Genomic DNA, 22595 nt, shown 5'->3' with positions numbered 1-22595 from the left:
ACAGATCAATCTCTTATCTCTGACATTCAAAGCAGTTACTAACGCGCCGGGGCGTGCCCTGCGTCACAGTGGCAAGCATCGACTTTTATGGTGTGCTTGTTATAGTTGCGCGGTTATTAATCACAGAATAATTACTGAGCTGCCGACCCACGGCTGAGGATGCCTGCCATGTCCGACTACCAAGCCTTCCGCGTCGAGCTGGCGGACAAGATCGCCCACGTGCAGATCAATCGCCCGGACAAGATCAACGCGATGAATGCCGACTTCTGGCGCGAGATCATCGAGATCTTCCAGTGGATCGACGACACCGATGCCGTACGCGTGGTGGTGCTCTCCGGTGCAGGCAAACACTTCTCCTCGGGTATTGACCTTACGCTGCTGGCTTCGGTCGGCGCCCAGCTGGGCAAGGACGTCGGTCGCAATGCCACCGCGCTGCGTCGCAAGATCCTCGAACTGCAAGCCTCCTTCAACGCTGTCGACAACTGCCGCAAACCCGTGCTGGCCGCCATTCAGGGCTATTGCATCGGCGGCGCCATCGACCTGATCAGCGCTTGCGACATGCGTTATGCCACGGTGGATGCGCAGTTTTCGATCAAGGAAATCGACATGGGTATGGCCGCTGACGTGGGTACCCTGCAGCGTCTGCCGCACATCATCGGTGACGGCATGATGCGCGAGCTGGCCTACACCGGGCGCAGTATCGACGGTCACGAAGCGGCTCGTATCGGCCTGGTCAATCGTACCTACGACGATCCGGAGGCCCTGTTGGCCGGCGTCATGGAAATTGCCGCGCAGATCGCCGCCAAGTCGCCGATTGCCGTGCGCGGTACCAAGGAAATGATTCGCTACATGCGCGATCACCGGGTCGACGATGGCTTGGAATACATCGCCACCTGGAACGCCGCCATGTTGCAATCCGAAGATCTGCGCCTGGCCATGGCGGCGCATATGACCAAGCAGAAGCCGGAGTTCGCCGACTGATGTCGTATTCGCTGATGTATGTTGCGAGGCCTAGAGCATGGTAAGTGGAGCCACATCGCTGAACCTGGTGCGCGACGAGCTGTTCGTCACCATGGAGGAGGCCGAGCAGAGCCTGGAGCACTTCATCGCCGAGCGGCATAACGGCAGTCTGTTGCAGCAGGCGGTGGAAGCTCTGCATCAGGTGCGCGGTACGCTCAATCTGATCGAGCTGGCCGGTGCCGAGTTGCTGGCGCAGGAAGTGCTCGACCAGGCCACCGATATCCCCGCCGGTGCCGGTGAGGAGCGTGATGTACAGTTGGCGGCGCTGAGCAATGCGCTGCATGTGCTGCGGCGTTATCTGGAAAGCGTCGACGCCCATCGCCAGGAAATACCCGAGTTGCTGCTGCCGGCGATCAACGATCTGCGTCAGGCCGGTGTGCAGCAGCCCCTGCCGGAAAGTTTCTTCTTCAGTGTGCGCCTCGATCATGCGCGGCCGCACAGTGCGACCCTGCCGCTCGATGGCGCCGCCAAGCTGGCCGAAGGCAAGCGTCTGCGCCATATGTATCAGGTAGGTTTGCTCGGCTTCATCCGTGAGCAGAATCCGCAGGCCAGCCTCAAGCTGATGACCCGCGCCATGGCGCGTCTGGATAGCCTCTTCGCCAACGAGGCGCGCGGCCGCATGTGCTGGATCGGCGCGGCTGCCATCGAGGCGCAATGCGATGGTCAGTTGTTGACGCGCAAGTCGCGCAAGCAGCTGTTCTCGCGGGTCGACCGTGAGCTCAAGCTGATGCTCGCCAATCCGCAATACGAGGCGCCACGCAGCCTGCTCAAGGAGCTGCTGTACCTGGTCGCGCTGGCCGACAGTCACGGGCCGCTTGCTACCGCCATGCGCGAGGTCTTCGGTCTCACGCCGCTGCCGTTCACCGACCATCTGCTGGAACAGGAATACCAGCGCCTGGCCGGCCCCGGTCAGGCGGTAATGCGTTCGCTGTCCACGGCGATTCGCGAAGAACTGGCTAGCGTCAAGGACATGCTCGATCTGCTCGAACGTGGCACCTTGCAGGCTGAAACCCTGGGTACCCTGCACGCGTTGATAGGCAAGCTGGCCAAGACCCTCGGCATGGTCGGTCTTAACTCCGCCGGCAATTCGCTGAGTGCACAGTTGCCGCAGGTCGCTGCCTGGAGCGAGGACACACCGCCGCAGCCCGAGCAATTGCACAAGCTGGCCGATGCGGTGCTCTACGTCGAGGGCATGGTCGCCAGCCTGGAGCGTGGCGAAGGCCGCGACTCCCGACCGGCAGTCGTCGAGCCCGGTAAAGAGGCCGACTCCTTCGCCAGCCATCAGCTCAACGAGGCCCGTATCGTCGTGGTCGACGAGGCGCAGGCTGGCCTGGCCCTGGCCAAGCGCGCGATCACCGCTTATCTGGAGTCGGGCGGCGACAAGATGCACCTGTCCAACGTGCCTTTCAGTCTGCAGGCGGTACGCGGTGGTCTGTGGTTCCTCGAACAACGTCGCGCGGCAATGCTGGTCGGCGCATGCTCCGACTATATTCAGACGCGCATGCTCGATGCCGGGCAGATGCCGTCGGAACAGATGCTGGAAACCCTGGCCGATGCCCTCAGCAGTCTGGAGTACTACCTGGAAGCCGGTGCCGTGATGCGTCCGGAAACGCGCCCCAGTGTGCTCGATCTGGCTGAAGAGAGCGTCAAGGCGCTGGGTATGCCGGTGGAGGCCTGATGGCCTGGCGCAACGGCTTCCTCGACCCGGCCCAGCCTGGTGGCTGGGCGGTGCTCTACAGTCAGCAGCATTTTCTTGCCGACAGCAATGGCGTGCTGTTCCCGCGTGACTGGATCAAGCGCCAGGATCTGCCGATCATCGGCGAGCAGGGCATCGGCCATTTCGGCGAAGACGCCGTATACCTCCTGCAGCTCAAGCCATCTGCCTCCCTGGAAGGCTGCACCTGGCAGAGTCTGCGCCATTTCATGTTGCAGGGTGAGGCGGAAACCTTCCGCATGCTCGCTTATGCCGCGCAGATCGGTACCTGGTACGCTGAACATCGCTTCTGCGGCAGCTGTGGCGCACCCACTCGCCAGCTTCCCGGGGAGCGGGCGATGCGCTGCGACAGTTGCGAATCGCAGCACTATCCGCGCATTTCACCAAGCATGATCGTGCTGGTCAGCCGTGGCGACGAGATCCTCCTGGCTCGGTCGCCACGCTTCGTTCCCGGGATGTACAGCACCCTGGCCGGCTTCGTCGAGCCGGGCGAGTCGGTGGAGCATTGCGTGGCGCGCGAGGTGCGCGAGGAAGTCGGTCTAGAGGTGAAGAACCTGCAGTACATCGGCAGTCAGGGATGGCCGTTCCCGCATTCGCTGATGCTCGGTTTCCATGCGGAATATGCCGGTGGCGATATCGTCATGCAGGAGGACGAAATCGAGGACGCGCGCTGGTTCCGTATGGATGACCTGCCGCCGCTGCCGGCGCCGCGTTCCATCGCCCGCCATCTGATCGATCTCTACGTTGCCAGGCGCCTGGGCCTTCCCGAGCTGACGCTGCCGGTGTAGATCGCCTTATGTAGGAGCGGCTTCAGCTGCGAACCTCACCAACCATTTCGCGGCTGAAACCGCTCCTACACCACCCTGGACGGCCCGCCGGATTCAGCCAAACCAGTGCTGCCAGACCAGGCGCGCGGTCAGTGCCAGTACCACCATGATGAATACCGGGCGAATGAATTTCGAACCGCCCCTGATTGCCGTGCGCGCGCCGAGGAAGGCGCCGATCATCAGGGCTGCGCCCATGCTCAGACCGAGCACCCAGGCGACCTGGCCGAAGGCGATGAAAACCACCAGCGCCGCCGCGTTGCTGACGAAGTTCATGGTGCGCGCCACACCACTGGCGCGCACCAGATCGAGTGGATACATCAGCAGGCTGCTGACCGTCCAGAATGCCCCGGTGCCAGGGCCGGCCACGCCATCGTAGAAGCCGAGGCCAAGTCCCTGGGGCCATTGCCGGCCGCGGGCGATTGGCAGGTTCTGTTCGCCGGGGGCATCGGGCGTTCGCCCGAGCAGCAGATACAGTCCGCAGGCGAAGACGATCACCGGCAGCATCTGGTTGAGCCAGGCGGCGGGCATCCAGTGCGCGATGACAGCGCCGAGCAGGGCGCCGAACAGGGTCGCCAGCAGCGCGTTACGCCATTGCCTGGGGTTGAACAGTTTGCGCCGGTAGAAGGTGAGGGCGGCAGTGCCCGAGCCGAAGGTGGCGCACAGCTTGTTGGTGCCCAGCACCAGGTGCGGCGGCAGGCCGGCAGTGAGCAGGGCCGGAATGGTCAGCAGACCACCACCTCCGGCAATGGCATCGATGAAGCCGGCGGCGAAGGCGACCAGAGCAAGAATGGCTAAAGTGCCGGGATCGATGGCGAGCTCGAGAGCGAAAGGCATATCTAAAGTGTCGACTTGTGGGCGAGTACGCAGCCTGGCGGCTGTTCCTCGTGGGGAGAGCTGCGCATAATGCCGGGATTTCGTCAGAGAAGGAACGCAATCGATGCAATACGACGGGTTGGCCTGGGCCGTGGCGCTGCTGGCCGTATTGGCGCTGCTGGTGGCATTGCGCATTCTGCTCAATACGGGCTGGTTCCTCGGTTGGTTGCGCGGCACCTGCGGCCTGGCATTTCTTGCCCTGGCCGGGCTGGTCGGCCTGGTGGCTTACGACCTGTATGCCTACGAGCCGCTACAAGCGGGCAAGCCGGTGGTGACGCTGAGTTTCAAGGCCGATGGTCCGCAGCGTTATCAGGTAACGCTGCTTGAGGGTAAACGCGAGCGTACGGTCACGCTCGAGGGCGACATGTGGCAGCTCGATGGGCGTCTGATTCGCTGGAAGGGCCTGGCTGAACTGATCGGTCTTGAACCTGGATACCGCCTCGAGCGTCTTTCCGGACGGTTTCTTGCCATCGAGCAGCAGGCCCTGGCGCAACATGGCCGCGTGCAGCTGGCTGAAAGCCCATACGGCGTCGACCTGTGGCGCTGGCTGCGTCTGAGTCAGCGCGATCTGGCGCTGTTCGATCCGCAGGCGCTGCGCGTTACCTATCTGCCGATTGCTGCCGATGCGGTGTACAGCGTCAGCCTGACGCCGACGGGCTTGCTGGCCGAGCCGATGAATCCGGCAGCCGAAGCCGCGCTGAAGGATTGGTAGCGGCTAATCCGCTGACCTCTCTCATTTGTGGGAGAGGGGCGCCTTCAAGGTTGGCTGGGCCGTGCGACCCGCCCTGCAAAAACAAAAAAGGCACCTACAAGGTGCCTTTTGTCGTTTCCGGCGTTTCGCCTCAGGAGAGGAAGCCACCGTCCACGTTCAGCGCGACGCCGGTGGTGTAGCTGGACGCTTCGCTGGCCAGGTACAGCACGGCACCGGCCATCTCGCTCGGGTCGGCCACGCGCTTGAGCGGAATGCGCTGCAGGGCGTGCTTGAGGATCGCGTCGTTCTTGGTCAGCGCCGAGGCGAACTTGGTGTCGGTCAGACCCGGCAGCAGGGCGTTGCAGCGGATGCCGAACTGTGCGCATTCCTTGGCGAATACCTTGGTCATGCTGATCACCGCGGCCTTGGTCACCGAGTAGATGCCCTGGAACTCGCCGGGAGAGACGCCATTGATCGAGGCGACGTTGATGATCGAGCCGCCGCCGTTTTCCTTCATCAGCTTGCCGCCTTCGATGGACATGAAGTAGTAACCGCGGATGTTCACGTCCACGGTCTTCTGGAAAGCGCTCAGGTCGGTGTCCAGCACGTTGCAGAACTGCGGGTTGGTGGCAGCGTTGTTGACCAGGATGTCGAGGCGGCCGAACTGCTCTCGGATCTGCGCGAAGACATTGCCGATCTGTTCCATCTCGCCGATATGGCAGGCGATGGCGGTGGCCTTGCCGCCCTCGGCGGTGATGGCGTCAGCCACGGCCTGGCAGCCTTCGATCTTGCGGCTGGAAACGATTACATGGGCGCCTTGCTGCGCCAGCAGTCTGGCGATGGCTTCGCCGATGCCGCGGCTGGCGCCGGAGACGAAGGCGATCTTGCCGTCGAGGTCGAACAGTTGGGTCTTGGACATTGTGATTACCCCGGGGTTAGAGAGTGGACTTGCCGATGACCTGCAGGCACATCTGCTCCAGCAGTTTGTTCATGTGAATGAACTGGGCGAAGCGCTTGTCCTGGGTCTGGCCATGGTAGAAGCGGTAGTAGATCTGCTGGACGATGCCGGCTAGACGAAACAGGCCGTAGGTGTAGTAGAAGTCGAAGCTGTTGATCTCGATGCCGGCCTTTTCGGCGTAATAGTCGACGAACTGCTGACGGCTGAGCATGCCAGGCGCATTGCTCGGCTGGCGGCGTATCAGTTGCACCGGCGCCGGGTCGCCAGCTTCGATCCAGTAGGCCAGTGTGTTGCCCAGATCCATCAGCGGATCACCGATGGTGGTCATCTCCCAGTCGAGCACGCCGATGATCTGCATCGGATTGTTCGGGTCTAGGATCACGTTGTCGAAGCGGTAATCGTTGTGCACGATGCCCGGCTTGTGGTGGTCGGCCGGCATCTTGTCATTGAGCCAGGCCTTGACCGGTTCCCAGGTCGGTGCGTCCGGGGTCAGGGCCTTCTCGTAGCGGTCGCTCCAGCCCCTGATCTGACGCTCGACATAGCCCTCGGGCTTGCCCAGGTCGCCCAGGCCGCAGGCGTTGTAGTCGACGTTGTGCAGCTCCACCAGCTTGTCGATGAAGCTCTTGCACAGGGCATTGGTCTGCTCGGCACTGAAGTTCAGCTCGGCAGGCATGTCCGAGCGCAGGATGATGCCCTTGACCCGCTCCATGACGTAGAACTCGGCGCCGATCACCGACTCATCGGTGCAATGCACATAGGCCTTGGGGCAGTAGGGGAAGCCGGCATTGAGCTGGTTGAGAATGCGGTATTCGCGGCCCATGTCGTGCGCGGATTTGGCCTTGTGGCCGAACGGGGGGCGGCGCAGTACGAATTCCTGCTGCGGGTATTCGATCAGGTAGGTCAGGTTGGACGCGCCACCGGGAAACTGGCTGATCTTCGCTTCGCCGCTCAGGCCCGGGATGTTCGCCTTGAGGTAGGCATCGATGATACCGACGTCGAGCTCTTCGCCCGTGCGAATGCGGGTGGATTGGTCAGTGAGCGCCATGTCTATCCCTTCTACTTATAATGGGTGCCCTAGATAATTGGCTAATCTAATGCTGCATCCTGGCTGTCACAAGCAATACGCGCCGTTATAGGCGGGCGTGTTGCCCCTCGATCAAACTGCCTGATCAGTCACCTTTGGCAAGGTGTCGTTCGCCTGCAAGTGGGTACAGACAGTCACGCAAGAAAACTTCCAGCATCGCACGGCGACGGGTTGCTGCCAGGCAGGGCAGGCAATAAAAAACCGGAGTGCGAGGACTCCGGCTTTTTGTGTCTTGCGATCAGTTCGCCGATCAGACCGGGAACAGTTCGCCCAGCTTCATCGCCAGCATCATGTCGCCTTCTGCGCGCAGCTTGCCTGCCATGAAGGCCTGCATGCCGTCGGTTTCGCCGCTGACGATGCCCTTGAGGGTTTCGCTGTCCATGATCAGGGTCACGTTGGCGTTCGGGTTGTCGCCTTGCTCGAGGGCGCAGGTGCCGTCCTTGACGATCAGCGCGTAGTTCTCGCCATCTTCGATGTTGAACTGGAACACCAGGTCCAGGCCGGCAGCGGCGCTGGCGTTGAACTTGGATTGCATGGTTTGGGCGATGTCAGCAACACTCATGGTCTTATCCTTTTTCTCGGTTTTTTCGCGCAGCCTCGCGGCCGCAGTGGGCTGGAGCTCATCGGTAGGTAATGAGCTCCGGCGCCTTCAGCAGCTGTAGATGCACATGGCTGTTGAAGGAAGCCAGACTTACCTCGCTGCCGCGAAACTTCAGGTGGCTGAGCGAGGTGTTGACGATTTGCCAGTTCAGTTCAAAGGCCTTTTCCGCCGGTACACCGGTAATCAGGCGGAGCAGGGCGGTAATGGTGCCGCCGGAGGTAAACACGGCAATGTTCTGTTTGCTGCCTGCCTGTTCGACTATGCGCCGCAGGCCGTTTTCGACCTGTTCGACATAGGCCTGCCAGCTTTGTACGCCGGGCTTGTCATGCTCGCCGGAAATCCAGCGGCGGATCAGCTTGGCGAACAGACGCTGAAACTCGCTCCGGTTCTGCGCACCATTGCGCAGGATGTGCAGTGCTTCGGGCTCTTCCGGCAGCAGATCCGGCAGCAGGCTGCGGATCACTGCATCGGCGTCAAATTCGTTGAAGGCTTCGTCGATATCCAGCGCCGGCGCGCTGCTCATGCGTTGCAGCGCCGCGTTGGCGGTGTGCTGCTGGCGCCGCAGGCTGCCACTGATGCAGCGATCAAAGGCAATGCCGAGTTGTTCGAGGTGTTCACCCAGCACTTCGGCCTGGCGAACGCCGACGGGAGACAGGACGTCGTAGTCGTCTGCACCGAATGAGGCCTGGCCATGTCGAATCAGGTAGATGCTGCCCACGTCCGTATCAATCTCGGCACGTTGAATGTTTCGCGAGGTTATGGGGAAGCTTCGGGGCTGTCAACGAAAAAACATACGCTTGTTTGAATTGTTTGTATGCCGTTTTGCAGCGTTGCTGCGCTTGGCCGGCAAGGCGCTGCGCCGGTATGCTTGAGCCTTTGTGCGCCCAGGCGCCGCTGTATTGCCCAAAGGGGGAACCGTGGAGTTTCTTAGCGAGTACGCCAGCTTTCTGGCGAAAACCCTGACCTTGGTGGTCGCCATTGTCGTGGTACTGGTAGCCATCGCTGCCACCCGTGGCAGGGGGCGGCGCGCAAGTGGCCAGTTGCAGGTGCAGAAGCTCAACGATTTCTACAAGGATCTGCGCGAGCGCCTGCAGCAGAGCGTGCTGTCCAAGGATCAGCTCAAGGCCACGCGCAAGGCAGAGGCCAAGGCTGCCAAGCAGGACAAGAAAGCGCCACCGGGCAAACCGCGCGTATTCGTGCTGGATTTCGATGGCGACATCAAGGCTTCCGCCACCGACAACCTGCGCCATGAAGTGACGGCGCTGCTGTCCATGGCCAAGGCCGAGGACGAAGTGGTGCTGCGCCTGGAGAGTGGCGGTGGCATGGTGCACAGCTACGGCCTGGCGTCCTCTCAGCTGGTGCGCATCCGCGACGCCGGTATCCCCTTGACCGTGTGTGTGGACAAGGTGGCTGCCAGCGGCGGCTACATGATGGCCTGCATCGGCCAGAAGATTCTCAGCGCGCCATTCGCCATTCTCGGCTCCATCGGCGTGGTGGCGCAGCTGCCCAACGTGCACCGCCTGCTCAAGAAGCATGACATCGATTTCGAGGTGCTCACGGCCGGTGAATACAAGCGCACCCTGACCGTGTTCGGCGAGAACACCGAAAAGGGCCGGGAGAAATTCCAGGAAGACCTGGAAACCACCCACGAGCTGTTCAAGGGCTTCGTCGCCCGCTATCGCCCACAGCTGGACATTGACGCCATTGCCACCGGCGAGGTCTGGCTGGGCATGGCGGCGCAGGAGCGCCTGCTGGTAGACGAACTCAAGACCAGCGACCAGTACCTGGCAGAGCGGGCTGCCGAAGCAGACCTGTTCCATCTGCATTTCGCGCAGAAGAAGAGCCTGCAGGAGCGGGTCGGCCTGGCTGCGAGCATGGCCCTGGATCGTTTCGTGCTGACCTGGTTGAGCCGCCTCAACCAGCAGCGCTTCTGGTAACGCTTCGTTCAGGATGGGCTGTGCAGTCCCGAGCGTCGCGCAGCCAACCACGACAAGAGGAGAGGATGATGACCGAGTTCAAGGCCTTGCTGGTCAGCGAAAGTGCCGATGGCGGCTTCCAGCGTGAAGTGGTCCAGCGCAGCGTCGAGCAATTGCCGCCGGGCGAGCTGCTGATTCGCGTGCGCTATTCCTCGCTGAACTACAAGGATGCGTTGTCTGCCAGTGGCAATCGTGGGGTGACCCGGACTTATCCGCATACTCCCGGCATCGATGCGGCGGGTGTGGTCGAGGCGTCCACCGCGGCTGAATTCGCTGCGGGTGATGAGGTCATCGTCACCGGTTACGACCTGGGCATGAACACCGCCGGCGGTTTCGGCCAGTACATCCGAGTGCCGGCCGCCTGGGCGATCAAGCGCCCGCAAGGCCTGTCGTTGCGCGAGTCGATGATCCTCGGTACTGCCGGCCTGACTGCCGCATTGTGCGTGGACAAGCTGGAGCAGGCGGCCGTCACCCCGGAGGCGGGCACCGTGCTGGTCACTGGCGCTACGGGCGGCGTCGGCAGCATCGCGGTCGTTCTGCTCAAGCAGCTTGGCTATAGCGTTGCTGCCGCGACCGGCAAGGCCGAACAGGCCGAGTTCCTGCGTGGCCTGGGTGCTGACGAGATCGTCGGCCGCGAAGAGCTGCAACAGGGCTGCGAGCGGCCGATGCTCAAGGAGCGCTGGGGGGCTGCGGTGGATACGGTGGGTGGTGACATCCTGTTCAACGTGGTCAAGTCGCTGCGTCGTGGGGGCAGCGTGGCCTGTTGCGGGTTGACCGCTGGTGTAGGCTTCCAGGCCAGTGTGCTGCCATTCATCCTGCGTGGGGTGAACCTGCTGGGCGTGGATTCGGTGGAGCTGCCGCTGGTGGTCAAGGCATCGATGTGGGACAAGCTGTCGCTGCAGTGGAAGCTCGATCTTTCGGCACTGTGCCGGGAAGTCGGGTTGGCGGAGCTGCCCGAGGCCATCGACCGCATACTGGCCGGCGGAATGGTCGGTCGTATCCTGGTACGGCTGGATTGAGACAGTGAAAGAGGCCCGTCGATGATGGGCCTCGTTCTTTTCAGCGATGTCTATCTCATCCGCGCGCGGCTAGTCGAAACGATAGATATCCATGCCCAGTGCGCCGTAGGTGAAACCACTGTGCACCACGGAAAAGGCACCACCAGCGCCACGCGCGAAGAACAGTGGTAGCAGATGCTCTTCGCTCGGGTGGTTGCGCACGGCGCTCGGCGCCAGGCGACGATACTGGTGCAGCGCCTCCTGGTCGTCCGCCTCCAGCTTTTCCACCATCCAGTCGCGAAACTCTCTGGCCCAGGGAAGGACGAGATCCGGACCTGCGCGCCAGCTCAGTTCACCCAGGTTGTGAGTGATGCTGCCGGAGCCGATCAGCAAGATGCCCTGCTCGCGCAGGCTGCTCAGTGCCCGGCCTACCCGGGTCTGCAGTTCGGGGCCGTCATGGCTTGGCAGCGACAGCTGCAACACGGGAATGTCGGCGTGCGGATACATCAGCGATAACGGCACCCAGGCGCCGTGGTCGAAGGGGCGTTGCGCATCGAGTTCGGTTGGCAGGCCGGCAGCGCTCAACTGCCGGGCGATCTCTCCAGCCAGCTGCGGAGCGCCGGGAGCAGGGTATTGCACGGCATACAGCGGTGCCGGGAAACCACCGAAGTCATGCCAGGTTTGTGGATGTTCCGCTGCGCTCAAGCGGAGACTTTCGCTTTCCCAGTGCGCCGATACCAGCACGATGGCCTTGGGTGTCGGCAGTTCGGCAGCCAGTCTGGCCAACGCAGGGCCGCTGGCACCGGGTTCCAGTGCCAGCATGGGGGAACCATGGGAAATGAACAGACTGGGCAGCATTTGCACCTCCAGAGATTTGTATACATTCTCTCCGAGGCGGCCGGAAATGAATAATGAGGTTTTTCAGCAATATCAATCGACTGGTTAGATGTTAGGTGCTGCACGAACAGTCGCCGAGCAGCGGTCAGGCGAAGCAGATACCAGCCATTAACCCGCTTTAGTGCAGGCTGTCGCCAAAGGCGGCCTCGATATTGATGCCCAGGCTGAGCACTCCGAGAAAACGCCCGTCCTCCGGGTCATGAATGGGCGCTGAAACCTTGCTCTGAAAGCTCTGGGTCGATCCGTCGTATTCGATGCTGCCGATATGGACCTGCCCGGGCGCCAGGCTATGGGCTTGCTGAAAGTCATCTTCGTCGGCCTGCCAGTAGTCACTGGTGATCTCGCTGATCGCGACCAGTTGGCCAGATGGGTCACTGAGGAATATCTCATTGAACAGCGGCTGGTGCTGGCGGGCGATATTGGCCAGCAACTGAGAGGGTGGAGCCTGCAGCAGACGCCGGATCAGCGGCTTTTCCTCGAGCAGGCGTTCGCGCTGCCATTGGCGGTCCAGCTCGTGGATGCGCTCGATACTGGTATTGCGCGGCGCGGCATGACGCAGGGCCCCGAGCAGTTCGTCATGGTAGGCCCAGCGTTTCAGGTGCTGGGTGGTCAACTGGCGCAGATAATGGGCCTCCGCGTCGGTGAGCATGCTGCCGTTGGGAGCGCAGTGCTCCACCTGACGATTGAAGGCGCTCAAGAAGTCGGGGTGTTGCTGCAGGAAACCATGAGAGAAATACACCCCCAATGGCGAATAGCGTACGAAGCGTTGTTGCAGCGGCGGCTGCGTGGCCTGGTCATGAAGGGCGCTGCGCATGACGTTGTCGTCGGCGAGGAACAGATCGATGCGTTCGCGCTGGAGCAGTTCGATCAGTTGTTCCAGGCGCGGTACCTTTTGCGCCACCGTGATGCCGCGTGCTTCCAGCCAGGTCAAGCTGTTGCTGCCCAGAACGCTGCCGATGCGCAGTTCGCGTTCCCATATGGGTTTGTTGAGGATATGCGGATCCAGGGCGTACCAGTACCATTTCTCCATCAGCAGAGGCGCGGAAAGCTGCGCATAGCCGTCGACCTGGGGGTCTGGTGCGGAGCTGAAGAAACCATCGGCAATGCGTCGGCTGACGTTCTGTCGGGCTCTGCTGAGTGAGGTGAGCTGGATCTGGTATGGCTGCTGCAGTCGGCTGAAGATGCATTGGAGTACAGTGACCGATCTGCCGCTGAGTTCGCCATCGACCACCACCTGGTAAGGGGCTTCGAGGCTGGTATCGAGACGTACGATCGGGTTGTCTTCGCCGCTGGCCTCCTGGGCCAGCATGCCGACGACCAAGGGCAGGCAAAGAAGCAGATGGCGTGCTGGCATGGGGTTATCTGGCGCGCAGTATTGTTGATTTCAGTTTAGGCGAGGGGAGTGGGTATGCACGCGACATTCTGGCAGGAGCGCTGGGCGCGCAGCCAAATCGGTTTTCATCAGGAGAAGGTCAACGGTTACCTGCGCCGGCACTGGTCCGCGCTCGGGCTGATGAACGATGCCGCTGTGCTGGTGCCGCTATGTGGCAAGAGCCTCGATCTGGCCTGGCTGGCGCAACAGGGGCACAGGGTGATCGGTGTCGAGCTGGCGGAGCGCGCGGTGCAGGATTTCTTTACCGAACGTGATGTGCAGCCGCAGATTTCCCAGCAGGGGGCGTTCAAGGTCTATGAGGCGGACAGGCTGCGGATTCTCTGCGGCGACTTTTTTGCATTGAGCCGTGACGATGTGGCCGACTGCCAGGCCTTCTATGACCGTGCCGCTCTGATCGCCCTGCCACCGGAAATGCGCGAGCGTTATGTCGCGCATATGCAGGCTGTTCTGCCGGCTGCCTGTCAAGGGTTGCTGGTGACTCTGGTCTATGACCAGCAGCGGATGGATGGCCCGCCCTTTTCGGTCGAGAACGCCGAGCTGGAACGGCATTTCGCTTCCGGCTGGATGTTGCACATGGTCGAGGAAAAGGACGTGCTGACCGGCAATCCGCGCTTTAGCGACAGCGGCCTTGCCAAGGTGGAGGAGCACGTTTTCCACCTGACGCGTCGCTAACGGCAGCGCCCAATGAAAAAGGCGACCCAGGGTCGCCTTTTTCGTGTGTAGCGAAGAATCAGCCCAGGCGACGCAGCGCCTCGATACGGTCTTCCAGCGGCGGGTGGGTCATCAGCAGGCCGGCCAGACCGTTCTTCAGGCCGCCGTTGATGCCGAAGGCGGTGAGGCTGTCAGGCATGTGCACCGGTACGCCCTGTTCGGCACGCAGGCGCTGCAGCGCGGCGATCATCGCACCGGTGCCGGCCAGGCGGGCACCTGCTTCGTCGGCCTTGAACTCACGTTTGCGCGAGAACCACATGACGATGATGCTGGCCAGGATGCCCAGCACCAGTTCGGCGAAGATGGTCGCCAGGAAATAGCCGATGCCGTGGCCTTCCTCGTTCTTCAGGATTGCCTTGTCGACGAAGTTGCCGAAGATCCGCGCGAAGAACATCACGAAGGTGTTCACCACGCCCTGGATCAGGGCCAGGGTGACCATGTCGCCGTTGGCCACGTGACCGATTTCGTGAGCCAGCACGGCGCGCACTTCATCCGGGGAGAATCGCTCGAGCAGGCCCTGACTGACGGCGACCAGCGCGTCGTTCTTGTTCCAGCCGGTGGCGAAGGCGTTGGACTCGTAGGCCGGGAAGATGCCCACTTCCGGCATCTTGATGCCGGCATCGCGTGACAGTTCTTCAACGGTCTGCAGCAGCCACTGCTCATGGCGGGTACGCGGCTGGGTGATGATCTGGGTACCGGTGCTCATCTTCGCCATCCACTTGGACAGGAAGAGCGACACCAGCGAACCGGCGAAACCGAACACGGCGCAAAAGATCAGCAGGCTGCCATGGTTCTGGCCGGTGAAGCGGTCGACCCCCAGCAGTTTGAGGGTGATGCTGGCGATGATCAGCACCGCCAGGTTGGTGGCCAGGAACAACATAATGCGCATCATGGTGTGAACGGACTCCTCACGGGAAAGACGTACGAGTAATGCCGGCTATATAAGGGCGCCCCCCCGGGGCTTTCAACCATCGACTATTTCAAACTATGTCGCTTGGTTGTGCCGTCTGGCTTTCGAACAGCAGACGGGTCAGTCGGGCAAGGCGCTCCCCGTGCTGGCGGGCCAGGGCCTCGCGCAGCTGAAAGGCCAGGGTAGCGTGCACGCGGCGCACACTGGGAGGCAGCGGTTCGCCCTCGGGGAGCACGTGCGGCACCCCGCGGGACAGGCGCATGAAGCCCTTTTCACTGAGCACGGCCTGGTCCAGGGCGTCGTAGGCGATGGTCGACTCGAAACGCAGATAACCTTCCTCGGCCAGCCACAGCAGTGCGCCCAGGCAGGCCTGGTGGCGCTTGCTGGGCAGGCCGAATTCGTCCGGTTCCTCGCGGCCGATCAGGTCTTCCACGTACAGCGCCATCTTGCGCGGGAAGGCCTGATAGAGCATCAGCAGGCCACTGGCCGCGTCCTTGTAGAAATCGTCGATCTGCAGATCCATAGGGGCCTACTGGCGGTAGGTCTTGAGGAAGTTGCCGATACGGCCGATGGCCTGCTCCAGGTCATCGACGCGGGGCAGGGTGACCACACGGAAGTGATCCGGCCACGGCCAGTTGAAGGCGGTGCCCTGGACGATCAGCAGCTTTTCGGAAAGCAGCAGGTCGAGGACGAACTTCTCGTCGTTGTGGATCGGGCAGACCTTCGGGTCGATTCTGGGGAAGGCGTACAACGCCCCCATTGGCTTGACGCAGCTGACGCCCGGGATGTCATTGAGCAGTTCCCAGGCGCGGTTGCGCTGTTCCAGCAGGCGACCGCCCGGCAGCACCAGGTCGTTGATGCTCTGGTAGCCACCGAGTGCGGTCTGGATCGCGTGCTGGCTTGGCACGTTGGCGCACAGGCGCATGTTGGCGAGGATGTCCAGGCCTTCGATGTAGCTCTGTGCCTTGTGCTTGGGCCCGGAAATCGCCACCCAGCCGGAGCGGAAGCCGGCCACGCGGTAGCTCTTGGACAGGCCGTTGAAGGTCAGGCACAGCACGTCGGGTGCCAGCGAGGCGGTGCTGATATGCACGGCGTCGTCGTAGAGGATCTTGTCGTAGATCTCGTCGGAGAAGACCACCAGGTTGTGCTGGCGAGCCAGTTCGACGATGTCCTGCAGGACTTCCTTCGAATACACCGCGCCGGTCGGGTTGTTCGGGTTGATCAGCACCAGCGCCTTGGTGTTGGGCGTGATCTTGGCGCGCATGTCGGCGATGTCCGGGAACCAGCCGGCCTGCTCGTCGCACAGGTAGTGCACCGGCTTGCCGCCGGACAAGGCCACGGCAGCTGTCCACAGTGGATAGTCGGGGGCCGGGATGAGTACCTCGTCACCGTTGTTGAGCAGTGCCTGCATGGCCATGACGATCAGCTCGGATACGCCGTTGCCGAGGTAGATGTCCTCGATGGTGACGCCTTCGACCTGCTTCTGCTGGTAGTACTGCATCACCGCCTTGCGTGCGCTGAACAGACCCTTGGAGTCGCTGTAGCCCTGGGCGGTGGGCAGGTTGCGGATCACGTCCTGGAGAATCTCTTCCGGCGCTTCGAAACCGAACGGCGCCGGGTTGCCGATGTTCAGCTTGAGGATGCGGTGGCCTTCCTCTTCCAGACGCTTGGCGTGCTTGAGCACCGGCCCGCGAATGTCGTAGCAGACGTTGGCGAGCTTGTTCGATTTGCTGACCTGCATGTAAGGAATCCCGAGCTAAGGAAAACCCACTGAAGCACGCTGCAAAATTCTCCCGGCGGAGAATCTTGGCAGCCCGTAACGTGGGTGACAGACTGGGGTCGAATCATACGTGGCGACCTGAGCGTGGCAAAGGTATAAGCCCTGCTTTTTTCTGGCCTGCCACCTGACGCACATTGAGCTGGCAGCCGCGCCTCTTGCCTGTGACGCTGCTGGCGCAAGTGCTGTGGCTACCTGTGCGTCACTATCGCCCCATTACCGCGGAGGAGCCTGTTCGTGAATAAAGTCGACAAACCCCTGGAAAGCTGGCGTGAAGAACTGACCGACGAGCAGTTTCACGTCTGTCGTTTGGGTGGCACGGAGCGGCCGTTCACCGGCGCCTATCACGACAGCAAGACCCCAGGTGTCTACCATTGCGCCTGCTGCGGGGAAGCCCTGTTCGATTCGGACGCCAAGTACGATTCCGGCAGCGGCTGGCCCAGCTATTTCCAGCCGATCAATGACGAGGTGATCGCCAGCGTTGATGACTTTAGCCACGGCATGCATCGCATCGAGGTCAAATGCGCCAAGTGCGATGCCCATCTCGGGCACGTATTTCCGGATGGCCCGCGCCCGACCGGGCTGCGCTACTGCATCAACTCGCTGGCGCTGAAACTGGTGCCGCGCGATTGAATGCTTAGCCTGCCACAGGCACCGTGTGCCTGGCGCTTGCGGCTCAGCCCTGCTGATGGGCAGGCTGGCGGCTTTCTTCCAGGGTGGTGCAGGTCTGCTGAATCATGTCTTCGGTGATGGGCACTTCGCGGCCCTCGCCATCAATGATAAAACCGACCACCGGCTCCTGCGGCTGCTGGGGGGCGGGATGATGAGCATTGTCTTGCAAGCTCATGACCTGTCTCCTCATCGGTAATGCTCGTCAGTCTGGGGTTGTCACAAGAAGGCCTGGTGACACTGCGGCGGCGTAACGCCGTCACAAGGCACTTGGTGAAGTTGTATGGCTGGCTGTGTGCCAGTCCGCGTGTAACGAGGGATGCATGGCGCGTTTTCGTATTGGTCTGATCATCAATCCACTGGCAGGGCTGGGTGGCCCGGCAGCATTCAAGGGCAGCGACGGCATGGCCGAGCAGGCGCTGGCTCTGGGGGTCGAGCCAAAGGCGGCGCAACGTACACGCACCGCACTTGAACAGTTGTTGACCCTCCGCGAGCGCATCGAGTTCATCACTTATCCCGGCGCCATGGGGGGCGATCTGTTGGCGCAGATGGGCTTCGATCATCGTTTGCTGGGGGAGCTGAGTGCAGGTGCGACCACCGCCGAAGATACCCGGCGTGCCGTGCAGCAGCTGCAGGAAGCCGGCGTGGCCTTGATTCTGTTTGCCGGCGGGGACGGTACTGCGCGCGACGTCTGCGCGGTGGTGAACGTCTCGCAGCCAGTGCTGGGTATTCCGGCCGGGGTCAAGATCCAGTCCGGGGTCTACGCCATCAGCCCGCGTGCGGCGGGTGAGCTGACCGCGCGGCTGGTCGAAGGCGGTCTGGTGCGTCTGGCCAATGGCGAAGTGCGCGATATCGACGAGGCTGCGCTTCGTGAAGGGCGCGTCACTGCGCGCTGGTACGGCGAGCTGTGCGTGCCGCAGGAAGGCGGTTATGTGCAGGCGGTCAAACAGGGTGGCGTGGAGTCCGAAGAGCTGGTGCTGGCCGATCTGGCTGCCTGGCTGGAGAGCGAGTGGGAGCCGGGCGCTCGTTATGTGTTCGGCCCCGGTTCGACGCTGCACGGCCTGGCGCAGAACCTCGGGCTGGAAACCACCTTGCTCGGCGTCGATGTGATCGAAGATGGCCAGGTGATTGCCCGCGACGTCAACGAAGCCCAGCTGTTCGCGCTGGTTGACGGGCATCCAGCATACTTGCTGGTGACCGCCATCGGTGGCCAGGGGCATATCATCGGTCGCGGCAATCAGCAGGTCAGCCCGCGCGTGCTGCGTGCCCTCGGTCTGGAACGTCTGCGTGTGGTCGCCACCAAGCGCAAGCTGGCGACACTGGAAGGTCGGCCGCTGCTGGTCGACAGTGGTGATGTGACGCTGGACGATGCCTTCCCCGATACCGTGCGGGTCTGGGCGGGTTACAAGGAAGAGTTGCTCTACCCCCTGAGTCGATAGGAGATCGAAATGCGCATACTGGTTCTACTGCTCGCCTGGTTGCTGGCGCTTGCCGCGCAGGCCATCGAGGCTGACAGGCTGGTGCTGGATGCGCGCAAACAGGTCGGCGTGACCCTGGGTTACGACCCGGCCTACCGCCAGCTGAGTTACCCCGGCGGCGACGTGCCGATGGCCACCGGCGTGTGCACCGATGTGGTGATCCGTGCGTTGCGCCAGCAGGGGCTGGATCTGCAGGAAGCGGTGCATCGCGACATGCGCGGCAACTTCGCCGTCTACCCGAAGAACTGGGGCCTGAGCCGGCCGGACAGCAACATCGATCACCGCCGTGTGCCCAACCTGATGACCTGGTTCAAGCGCCAGGGCTGGTCGCTGCCGGTCAGCCAGGACGCCGATTCCTATCGGGCCGGCGACATCGTTACCTGGGATCTGGGACGCGGCCTGACCCATATCGGCATCGTCAGTGATCGCCAGACTCATGATGGAGCACCGCTGATCCTGCACAACATCGGCCGTGGCACGCAGGAGGAGGACATTCTGTTCGCCTACCGCATCACTGGCCACTATCGGCCTGCGGCCCGGCAGGCGAGTGTCAGCCAATGACGGAACTAGCGCCTGGTCGCGCCGCTGGCGAGCGCATCGTACTGTTCGATGGCGTCTGCAAGCTGTGCAACGGCTGGGCGAAGTTTCTCATTCGTCACGATGATGCGCGGCAGTTTCGTCTGGCATCCGTGCAGTCTGCCCGGGGGCAGGCGTTGCTGGCCTGGTACGGCCTGCCCACCGACCGCTTCGATAGCATGGCGCTGGTCGATGATGCCGGCCTGCATGTACGCACCGATGCCTGGCTGCGCATTCTTGCCCGGTTGCCGCTGCCCTGGCGTGCATTGAGGGTGTTGCGCCTGGTGCCGAGACCGCTGCGCGACTGGTGCTACGACCGCATCGCGCTGAATCGCTATCGCCTGTTTGGTCGTCACGCCGTGTGCATGCTGCCCACGGCCGATCATGCCGGGCGCTTTCTGCATGACTGAACGGCGCCTGGTGCGGATTGCCTGGCTCGCTCGGCTGGCACTGGCGGCTGTATTCATCTGGCATGGCCTGGCGCCGAAGCTTGTCTGGTTGAGTCCGGATGAGGTGGCGATGATCCAGGCCCACGGCTTGCCGAATCACCCTTTGTTCGCGCCGCAGCTAATCGCAGCTGTTGGTGGTTTCGCCGAAATTCTCCTGGGCATCCTGCTGTTGAGTGTGCGTCGGCGGCGCTGGCCCCTGCTGGTTGCCGGTGGTGCATTGCTGGTGCTGTTGCTTGATGTGGCGCTGCTCAGTCCCCATCTGTTGATCCAGGCGTTCAATCCACTTTCCACCAACCTGGCTGCGCTGGGACTATGTGCCGTGGCCTGGCTGGCCGAGGCGCCCACCGCCAGCGACTCCTGAGGCTCGTATGATCTCGATGCTGTCTTCTCGCCAGCGCGGCGCGCTGCGCCTGGCCTGGCGTTTCATCGCGCCTTATCGCGGTCGGGTGCTGGGTGCGCTGCTGGCCTTGCTGTTCACGGCGGCGATCACCCTGTCCATGGGGCAGGGCATCAAGCTGCTGGTGGATCAGGGCCTGGCCACGCAGTCGCCGGCCGCGTTGCGTCAATCGCTGCTGCTGTTCTTCGTGCTGGTGCTGGCGCTGGCGTTCGGCACCTATACGCGTTTCTACCTGGTGTCGTGGATCGGCGAGCGGGTGGTGGCCGACATCCGGCGGCGTGTGTTCGATCACCTGATCGAGCTGCATCCCGGCTTCTACGAAAGCAATCGCAGCTCGGAAATCCAGTCGCGGCTGACCACCGACACCACGCTGTTGCAGTCGGTGATCGGTTCGTCGCTGTCGATGGCGCTGCGCAACCTGATCATGCTGATTGGTGGCAGTGTGCTGCTGGTGATCACCAACCCGAAACTCAGCGGTATCGTCCTGCTGGCCCTGCCGCTGGTGGTGGCGCCGATTCTGCTGTTCGGCCGTCGCGTCCGTGCGCTGTCGCGGCAGAGTCAGGATTGCGTGGCCGATGTCGGCAGCTATGTCGGCGAGGTGCTGGGGCAGATCAAGACGGTACAGGCCTACAACCACCAGAACGAGGACAAGCGACGTTTCGGCGAGTCCGCCGAGGCAGCGTTCGATGTGGCGCGCAAGCGCATTGCCCAGCGTTCCTGGCTGATCACCGTGGTGATCGTGCTGGTGCTTGGAGCAGTGGGGGTGATGCTCTGGGTCGGCGGCATGGATGTGATCGCCGGACGGATTTCCGGCGGCGATCTGGCAGCCTTCGTCTTCTACAGCCTGATCGTCGGCTCTTCCTTCGGCACCCTGAGCGAGGTGATCGGTGAGCTGCAGCGCGCAGCGGGCGCCGCCGAACGTATCGGTGAGCTGTTGAGTGCCGGCAATGCCATCGTCGCGCCTGAGCAGCCGCAGCATCTGGCGCAACCGGTCCAGGGCCGTATCGAGTTGCAGGGCGTGCGTTTTGCCTATCCGTCGCGTTCGGAAAGTTACGCCATAGATGGCATCGATCTGCAGGTGGCGGCGGGTGAAACGCTGGCGCTGGTCGGGCCGTCCGGAGCCGGAAAGTCGACGCTGTTCGATCTGCTGCTGCGTTTCTTCGATCCCCAGTCAGGGCGCATCCTCATCGACGGCGTGCCGATCGATCAGCTGGACCCGCGTGAGCTGCGCGCCTGCTTCGCCCTGGTTTCGCAAAACCCGGCGCTGTTCTTCGGTTCGGTCGAGGACAATATTCGCTATGGTCGCCTTGAGGCCAGCCAGGCCGAGGTGGAAGCCGCTGCACGGGCGGCGCACGCCCATGAATTCATCCAGCGCCTGCCGCAGGGCTACCAGACCCACCTGGGTGAAGCCGGGCTGGGGCTTTCCGGTGGGCAGCGTCAGCGCCTGGCGATTGCCCGCGCGTTGCTGGCCGATGCGCCGATCCTGCTGCTCGATGAGGCCACCAGTGCTCTGGATGCCGAGAGTGAGCACCTGATCCAGCAGGCGCTGCCGTCGCTGATGGCCGGGCGTACCACGCTGGTGATCGCACATCGTCTGGCTACGGTGAAGCAGGCGGACCGCATCGCAGTGATCGAGCAGGGGCGCCTGGCTGCCATTGGCAGTCATGCCGAGCTGATCGAAAGCAGTCCGCTGTATGCGCGCCTGGCCGAGCTGCAGTTCGGTCGCTAGCTCTTGGGCTTGATGGTGGCGGCGGCGCCCGCCGAGGCAATGATGATCGCGCCTACCGCCAGCCACTGGCCCCAGAACAGCTTCTCGCCGAGAAAGGCCAGGCCGCAGAGCGCTGCGATCGCCGGCTCCAGGCTCATCAGCACGCTGAAGGTGCGCGCTGGCAGGCGCGTCAGTGCCACCATCTCCAGGCTGTAGGGCAGGGCGGAAGACAGCACCGCGACGCCCAGGGCGATAGGCAGCAGGTCAAGGCTCAGCAGCTCGCTGCCGGCATGCCAGACGCCGATGGGCAATACCAGCAGCGCGGCGACCCAGGTGCCCAGGGCGACGGTGTGGCGGCCATGCTGGGCGCCTGCCTTTTGCCCAAAGATGATGTACAGCGCCCAGCAGATGCCGGCGCCGAGTGCCAGAGCCGCACCGAGCGGGTCGATGGCGCTTTGCGTGGCGCCGGTTGGCAGCAGCATCCACAGGCCGGTGATGGCCAGGATCACCCAGACGAAATCCAGCAGACGACGCGAGGAGAACAGCGCCAGTGCCAAAGGGCCGGTGAACTCCAGCGCCACGGCGATGCCCAGCGGGATGCTCTGCAGCGACATGTAGAACAGCAGGTTCATGCCGCCGAGCGCCAGACCGTAGGCCAGCAGGGCATGGCATTTGCGCAGGTCCAGCCTGGCGCGCCACGGCTGCATCACCAGCGACAGGATGATCGCCCCGAGCACCAGGCGCAGCGTCGTCGTGCCTTCGGCGCCAACCAGAGGAAACAGGTTCTTGGCCAGCGATGCGCCGCTCTGAATCGAGACCATGGCCACCACGAGCAAAGCAATGGGGACGAGAAGAGCAGAGCGTGGCATGGCGTGGGTCCTGACTGGG

General features: G+C 62.7%; 25 protein-coding genes. 13 read left to right on the top strand and 12 right to left on the bottom strand.

From position 1 onward, the window contains the following. Positions 1-168: 168 nt before the first annotated feature. The 3 genes from OEG79_RS11735 to nudC are packed head-to-tail and all read left to right on the top strand — an operon-like array spanning position 169 to position 3522. Positions 169-981 carry a crotonase/enoyl-CoA hydratase family protein gene (locus OEG79_RS11735; protein ID WP_264145199.1) on the top strand — a complete coding sequence of 271 codons (813 nt, stop codon included), beginning with the start codon at positions 169-171 and terminating at the stop codon, positions 979-981. A 37-nt stretch (positions 982-1018) separates the two neighbouring features. Further along, positions 1019-2698 (top strand): ferrous iron transporter B, encoded by a 1680-nt coding sequence (locus tag OEG79_RS11730; protein WP_264145198.1) that lies wholly within the window; start codon positions 1019-1021, stop codon positions 2696-2698. Beyond that, positions 2698-3522, top strand: coding sequence for an NAD(+) diphosphatase (nudC, locus tag OEG79_RS11725; protein ID WP_264145197.1), 825 nt, complete (start codon positions 2698-2700; stop codon positions 3520-3522). Before OEG79_RS11730 ends, nudC begins: the two co-directional genes overlap by 1 nt. Positions 3523-3615: 93 nt before the next feature. On the opposite strand, the gene OEG79_RS11720 is transcribed toward nudC, so the two are convergent. After that, complete coding sequence (locus OEG79_RS11720) at positions 3616-4395, bottom strand: TSUP family transporter (protein WP_264145196.1); 780 nt, start codon at positions 4393-4395, stop codon at positions 3616-3618. Positions 4396-4498: 103 nt separating this feature from the next. Between OEG79_RS11720 and OEG79_RS11715 the strand changes: the two genes are divergently transcribed. Next, positions 4499-5146: a hypothetical protein gene (locus OEG79_RS11715; RefSeq protein ID WP_264145195.1), complete on the top strand. Its 648-nt coding sequence runs from the start codon at positions 4499-4501 to the stop codon at positions 5144-5146. Between the two features lie 130 nt (positions 5147-5276). On the opposite strand, the gene OEG79_RS11710 is transcribed toward OEG79_RS11715, so the two are convergent. The 4 genes from OEG79_RS11710 to OEG79_RS11695 form a co-directional block, all read right to left on the bottom strand. Next, the gene (locus OEG79_RS11710; RefSeq protein ID WP_264145194.1) at positions 5277-6044 is read right to left on the bottom strand and encodes an SDR family oxidoreductase; all 768 of its coding nucleotides are present in this window, start codon (positions 6042-6044) and stop codon (positions 5277-5279) included. 16 nt (positions 6045-6060) lie between these two features. Continuing rightward, the gene (locus OEG79_RS11705; protein ID WP_264145193.1) at positions 6061-7128 is read right to left on the bottom strand and encodes a phosphotransferase family protein; all 1068 of its coding nucleotides are present in this window, start codon (positions 7126-7128) and stop codon (positions 6061-6063) included. Positions 7129-7417: 289 nt separating this feature from the next. Beyond that, complete coding sequence (locus tag OEG79_RS11700; RefSeq protein WP_003459932.1) at positions 7418-7729, bottom strand: SCP2 sterol-binding domain-containing protein; 312 nt, start codon at positions 7727-7729, stop codon at positions 7418-7420. A gap of 58 nt (positions 7730-7787) precedes the next feature. Continuing rightward, on the bottom strand, positions 7788-8486 hold the full coding sequence (locus tag OEG79_RS11695; RefSeq protein ID WP_264145192.1) for a histidine phosphatase family protein: 699 nt from the start codon (positions 8484-8486) through the stop codon (positions 7788-7790). Between the two features lie 199 nt (positions 8487-8685). Here OEG79_RS11695 and sohB point away from each other — a divergent pair, with 199 nt between their 5' ends. After that, on the top strand, positions 8686-9705 hold the full coding sequence (gene sohB / locus OEG79_RS11690; RefSeq protein WP_264145191.1) for a protease SohB: 1020 nt from the start codon (positions 8686-8688) through the stop codon (positions 9703-9705). Positions 9706-9773: 68 nt separating this feature from the next. Further along, entirely contained in the window at positions 9774-10763 is a 990-nt protein-coding gene (locus OEG79_RS11685; RefSeq protein WP_264145190.1) for a YhdH/YhfP family quinone oxidoreductase, read from the top strand. A gap of 69 nt (positions 10764-10832) precedes the next feature. Here the strand turns inward: OEG79_RS11685 and OEG79_RS11680 are convergent, their stop codons facing one another. Further along, a complete protein-coding gene (locus OEG79_RS11680; RefSeq protein ID WP_264145189.1) occupies positions 10833-11600 on the bottom strand; it encodes a DODA-type extradiol aromatic ring-opening family dioxygenase in 768 nt (255 codons plus the stop codon). Positions 11601-11757: 157 nt separating this feature from the next. Beyond that, positions 11758-12993, bottom strand: coding sequence for a PDC sensor domain-containing protein (locus OEG79_RS11675; protein WP_264145188.1), 1236 nt, complete (start codon positions 12991-12993; stop codon positions 11758-11760). 54 nt (positions 12994-13047) lie between these two features. On the opposite strand from OEG79_RS11675, the gene OEG79_RS11670 reads away from it, so the two are divergent. Further along, positions 13048-13704: a thiopurine S-methyltransferase gene (locus OEG79_RS11670; RefSeq protein ID WP_264145187.1), complete on the top strand. Its 657-nt coding sequence runs from the start codon at positions 13048-13050 to the stop codon at positions 13702-13704. Positions 13705-13762: 58 nt separating this feature from the next. Here OEG79_RS11670 and htpX read toward each other — a convergent pair whose 3' ends face one another. From htpX to OEG79_RS11655, 3 genes are all read right to left on the bottom strand, one after another. After that, positions 13763-14635: a protease HtpX gene (gene htpX / locus OEG79_RS11665; RefSeq protein WP_264145186.1), complete on the bottom strand. Its 873-nt coding sequence runs from the start codon at positions 14633-14635 to the stop codon at positions 13763-13765. Between the two features lie 88 nt (positions 14636-14723). Next, a complete protein-coding gene (locus OEG79_RS11660) occupies positions 14724-15176 on the bottom strand; it encodes a hypothetical protein (protein WP_264145185.1) in 453 nt (150 codons plus the stop codon). 6 nt (positions 15177-15182) lie between these two features. Next, entirely contained in the window at positions 15183-16394 is a 1212-nt protein-coding gene (locus OEG79_RS11655; RefSeq protein ID WP_264145184.1) for a pyridoxal phosphate-dependent aminotransferase, read from the bottom strand. Positions 16395-16667: 273 nt separating this feature from the next. On the opposite strand from OEG79_RS11655, the gene msrB reads away from it, so the two are divergent. Further along, complete coding sequence (msrB, locus tag OEG79_RS11650) at positions 16668-17063, top strand: peptide-methionine (R)-S-oxide reductase MsrB (protein ID WP_264145183.1); 396 nt, start codon at positions 16668-16670, stop codon at positions 17061-17063. A 43-nt stretch (positions 17064-17106) separates the two neighbouring features. Here msrB and OEG79_RS11645 read toward each other — a convergent pair whose 3' ends face one another. Beyond that, complete coding sequence (locus OEG79_RS11645; protein ID WP_264145182.1) at positions 17107-17277, bottom strand: PA1571 family protein; 171 nt, start codon at positions 17275-17277, stop codon at positions 17107-17109. Between the two features lie 145 nt (positions 17278-17422). Here OEG79_RS11645 and OEG79_RS11640 point away from each other — a divergent pair, with 145 nt between their 5' ends. The 5 genes from OEG79_RS11640 to OEG79_RS11620 are packed head-to-tail and all read left to right on the top strand — an operon-like array spanning position 17423 to position 21728. Next, the gene (locus OEG79_RS11640) at positions 17423-18538 is read left to right on the top strand and encodes an ATP-NAD kinase family protein (protein ID WP_413247504.1); all 1116 of its coding nucleotides are present in this window, start codon (positions 17423-17425) and stop codon (positions 18536-18538) included. 9 nt (positions 18539-18547) lie between these two features. Next, positions 18548-19138 (top strand): DUF1287 domain-containing protein, encoded by a 591-nt coding sequence (locus tag OEG79_RS11635; RefSeq protein ID WP_264145181.1) that lies wholly within the window; start codon positions 18548-18550, stop codon positions 19136-19138. Continuing rightward, positions 19135-19563: a thiol-disulfide oxidoreductase DCC family protein gene (locus OEG79_RS11630; protein WP_264145180.1), complete on the top strand. Its 429-nt coding sequence runs from the start codon at positions 19135-19137 to the stop codon at positions 19561-19563. Before OEG79_RS11635 ends, OEG79_RS11630 begins: the two co-directional genes overlap by 4 nt. Continuing rightward, positions 19556-19963 carry a DoxX-like family protein gene (locus OEG79_RS11625; RefSeq protein WP_264145179.1) on the top strand — a complete coding sequence of 136 codons (408 nt, stop codon included), beginning with the start codon at positions 19556-19558 and terminating at the stop codon, positions 19961-19963. Before OEG79_RS11630 ends, OEG79_RS11625 begins: the two co-directional genes overlap by 8 nt. 7 nt (positions 19964-19970) lie before the next feature. Further along, complete coding sequence (locus tag OEG79_RS11620) at positions 19971-21728, top strand: ABC transporter transmembrane domain-containing protein (RefSeq protein ID WP_264145178.1); 1758 nt, start codon at positions 19971-19973, stop codon at positions 21726-21728. On the opposite strand, the gene rhtA is transcribed toward OEG79_RS11620, so the two are convergent. Beyond that, complete coding sequence (rhtA, locus tag OEG79_RS11615) at positions 21725-22576, bottom strand: threonine/homoserine exporter RhtA (RefSeq protein WP_264145177.1); 852 nt, start codon at positions 22574-22576, stop codon at positions 21725-21727. The genes OEG79_RS11620 and rhtA overlap by 4 nt on opposite strands. Between the last annotated feature and the right edge of the window lie 19 nt (positions 22577-22595).

This window comes from Pseudomonas sp. Z8(2022), from assembly GCF_025837155.1.
In the GTDB taxonomy this organism is placed as follows: Bacteria; Pseudomonadota; Gammaproteobacteria; order Pseudomonadales; family Pseudomonadaceae; genus Aquipseudomonas.
This window is presented reverse-complemented; position numbering and strand designations above follow the sequence as displayed.

Bases quoted from the DNA above. Each gene is read 5' to 3' on its own strand.
- OEG79_RS11735 (WP_264145199.1), top strand. From the start codon at position 169: ATGTCCGACTACCAAGCCTTCCGCGTCGAGCTGGCGGACAAGATCGCC.
- OEG79_RS11730 (WP_264145198.1), top strand. From the start codon at position 1,019: ATGGTAAGTGGAGCCACATCGCTGAACCTGGTGCGCGACGAGCTGTTC.
- nudC (WP_264145197.1), top strand. From the start codon at position 2,698: ATGGCCTGGCGCAACGGCTTCCTCGACCCGGCCCAGCCTGGTGGCTGG.
- OEG79_RS11720 (WP_264145196.1), bottom strand. From the start codon at position 4,395: ATGCCTTTCGCTCTCGAGCTCGCCATCGATCCCGGCACTTTAGCCATT.
- OEG79_RS11715 (WP_264145195.1), top strand. From the start codon at position 4,499: ATGCAATACGACGGGTTGGCCTGGGCCGTGGCGCTGCTGGCCGTATTG.
- OEG79_RS11710 (WP_264145194.1), bottom strand. From the start codon at position 6,044: ATGTCCAAGACCCAACTGTTCGACCTCGACGGCAAGATCGCCTTCGTC.
- OEG79_RS11705 (WP_264145193.1), bottom strand. From the start codon at position 7,128: ATGGCGCTCACTGACCAATCCACCCGCATTCGCACGGGCGAAGAGCTC.
- OEG79_RS11700 (WP_003459932.1), bottom strand. From the start codon at position 7,729: ATGAGTGTTGCTGACATCGCCCAAACCATGCAATCCAAGTTCAACGCC.
- OEG79_RS11685 (WP_264145190.1), top strand. From the start codon at position 9,774: ATGACCGAGTTCAAGGCCTTGCTGGTCAGCGAAAGTGCCGATGGCGGC.
- OEG79_RS11680 (WP_264145189.1), bottom strand. From the start codon at position 11,600: ATGCTGCCCAGTCTGTTCATTTCCCATGGTTCCCCCATGCTGGCACTG.
- OEG79_RS11675 (WP_264145188.1), bottom strand. From the start codon at position 12,993: ATGCCAGCACGCCATCTGCTTCTTTGCCTGCCCTTGGTCGTCGGCATG.
- OEG79_RS11670 (WP_264145187.1), top strand. From the start codon at position 13,048: ATGCACGCGACATTCTGGCAGGAGCGCTGGGCGCGCAGCCAAATCGGT.
- htpX (WP_264145186.1), bottom strand. From the start codon at position 14,635: ATGATGCGCATTATGTTGTTCCTGGCCACCAACCTGGCGGTGCTGATC.
- OEG79_RS11660 (WP_264145185.1), bottom strand. From the start codon at position 15,176: ATGGATCTGCAGATCGACGATTTCTACAAGGACGCGGCCAGTGGCCTG.
- OEG79_RS11655 (WP_264145184.1), bottom strand. From the start codon at position 16,394: ATGCAGGTCAGCAAATCGAACAAGCTCGCCAACGTCTGCTACGACATT.
- OEG79_RS11645 (WP_264145182.1), bottom strand. From the start codon at position 17,277: ATGAGCTTGCAAGACAATGCTCATCATCCCGCCCCCCAGCAGCCGCAG.
- OEG79_RS11640 (WP_413247504.1), top strand. From the start codon at position 17,423: ATGGCGCGTTTTCGTATTGGTCTGATCATCAATCCACTGGCAGGGCTG.
- OEG79_RS11635 (WP_264145181.1), top strand. From the start codon at position 18,548: ATGCGCATACTGGTTCTACTGCTCGCCTGGTTGCTGGCGCTTGCCGCG.
- OEG79_RS11630 (WP_264145180.1), top strand. From the start codon at position 19,135: ATGACGGAACTAGCGCCTGGTCGCGCCGCTGGCGAGCGCATCGTACTG.
- OEG79_RS11625 (WP_264145179.1), top strand. From the start codon at position 19,556: ATGACTGAACGGCGCCTGGTGCGGATTGCCTGGCTCGCTCGGCTGGCA.
- OEG79_RS11620 (WP_264145178.1), top strand. From the start codon at position 19,971: ATGATCTCGATGCTGTCTTCTCGCCAGCGCGGCGCGCTGCGCCTGGCC.
- rhtA (WP_264145177.1), bottom strand. From the start codon at position 22,576: ATGCCACGCTCTGCTCTTCTCGTCCCCATTGCTTTGCTCGTGGTGGCC.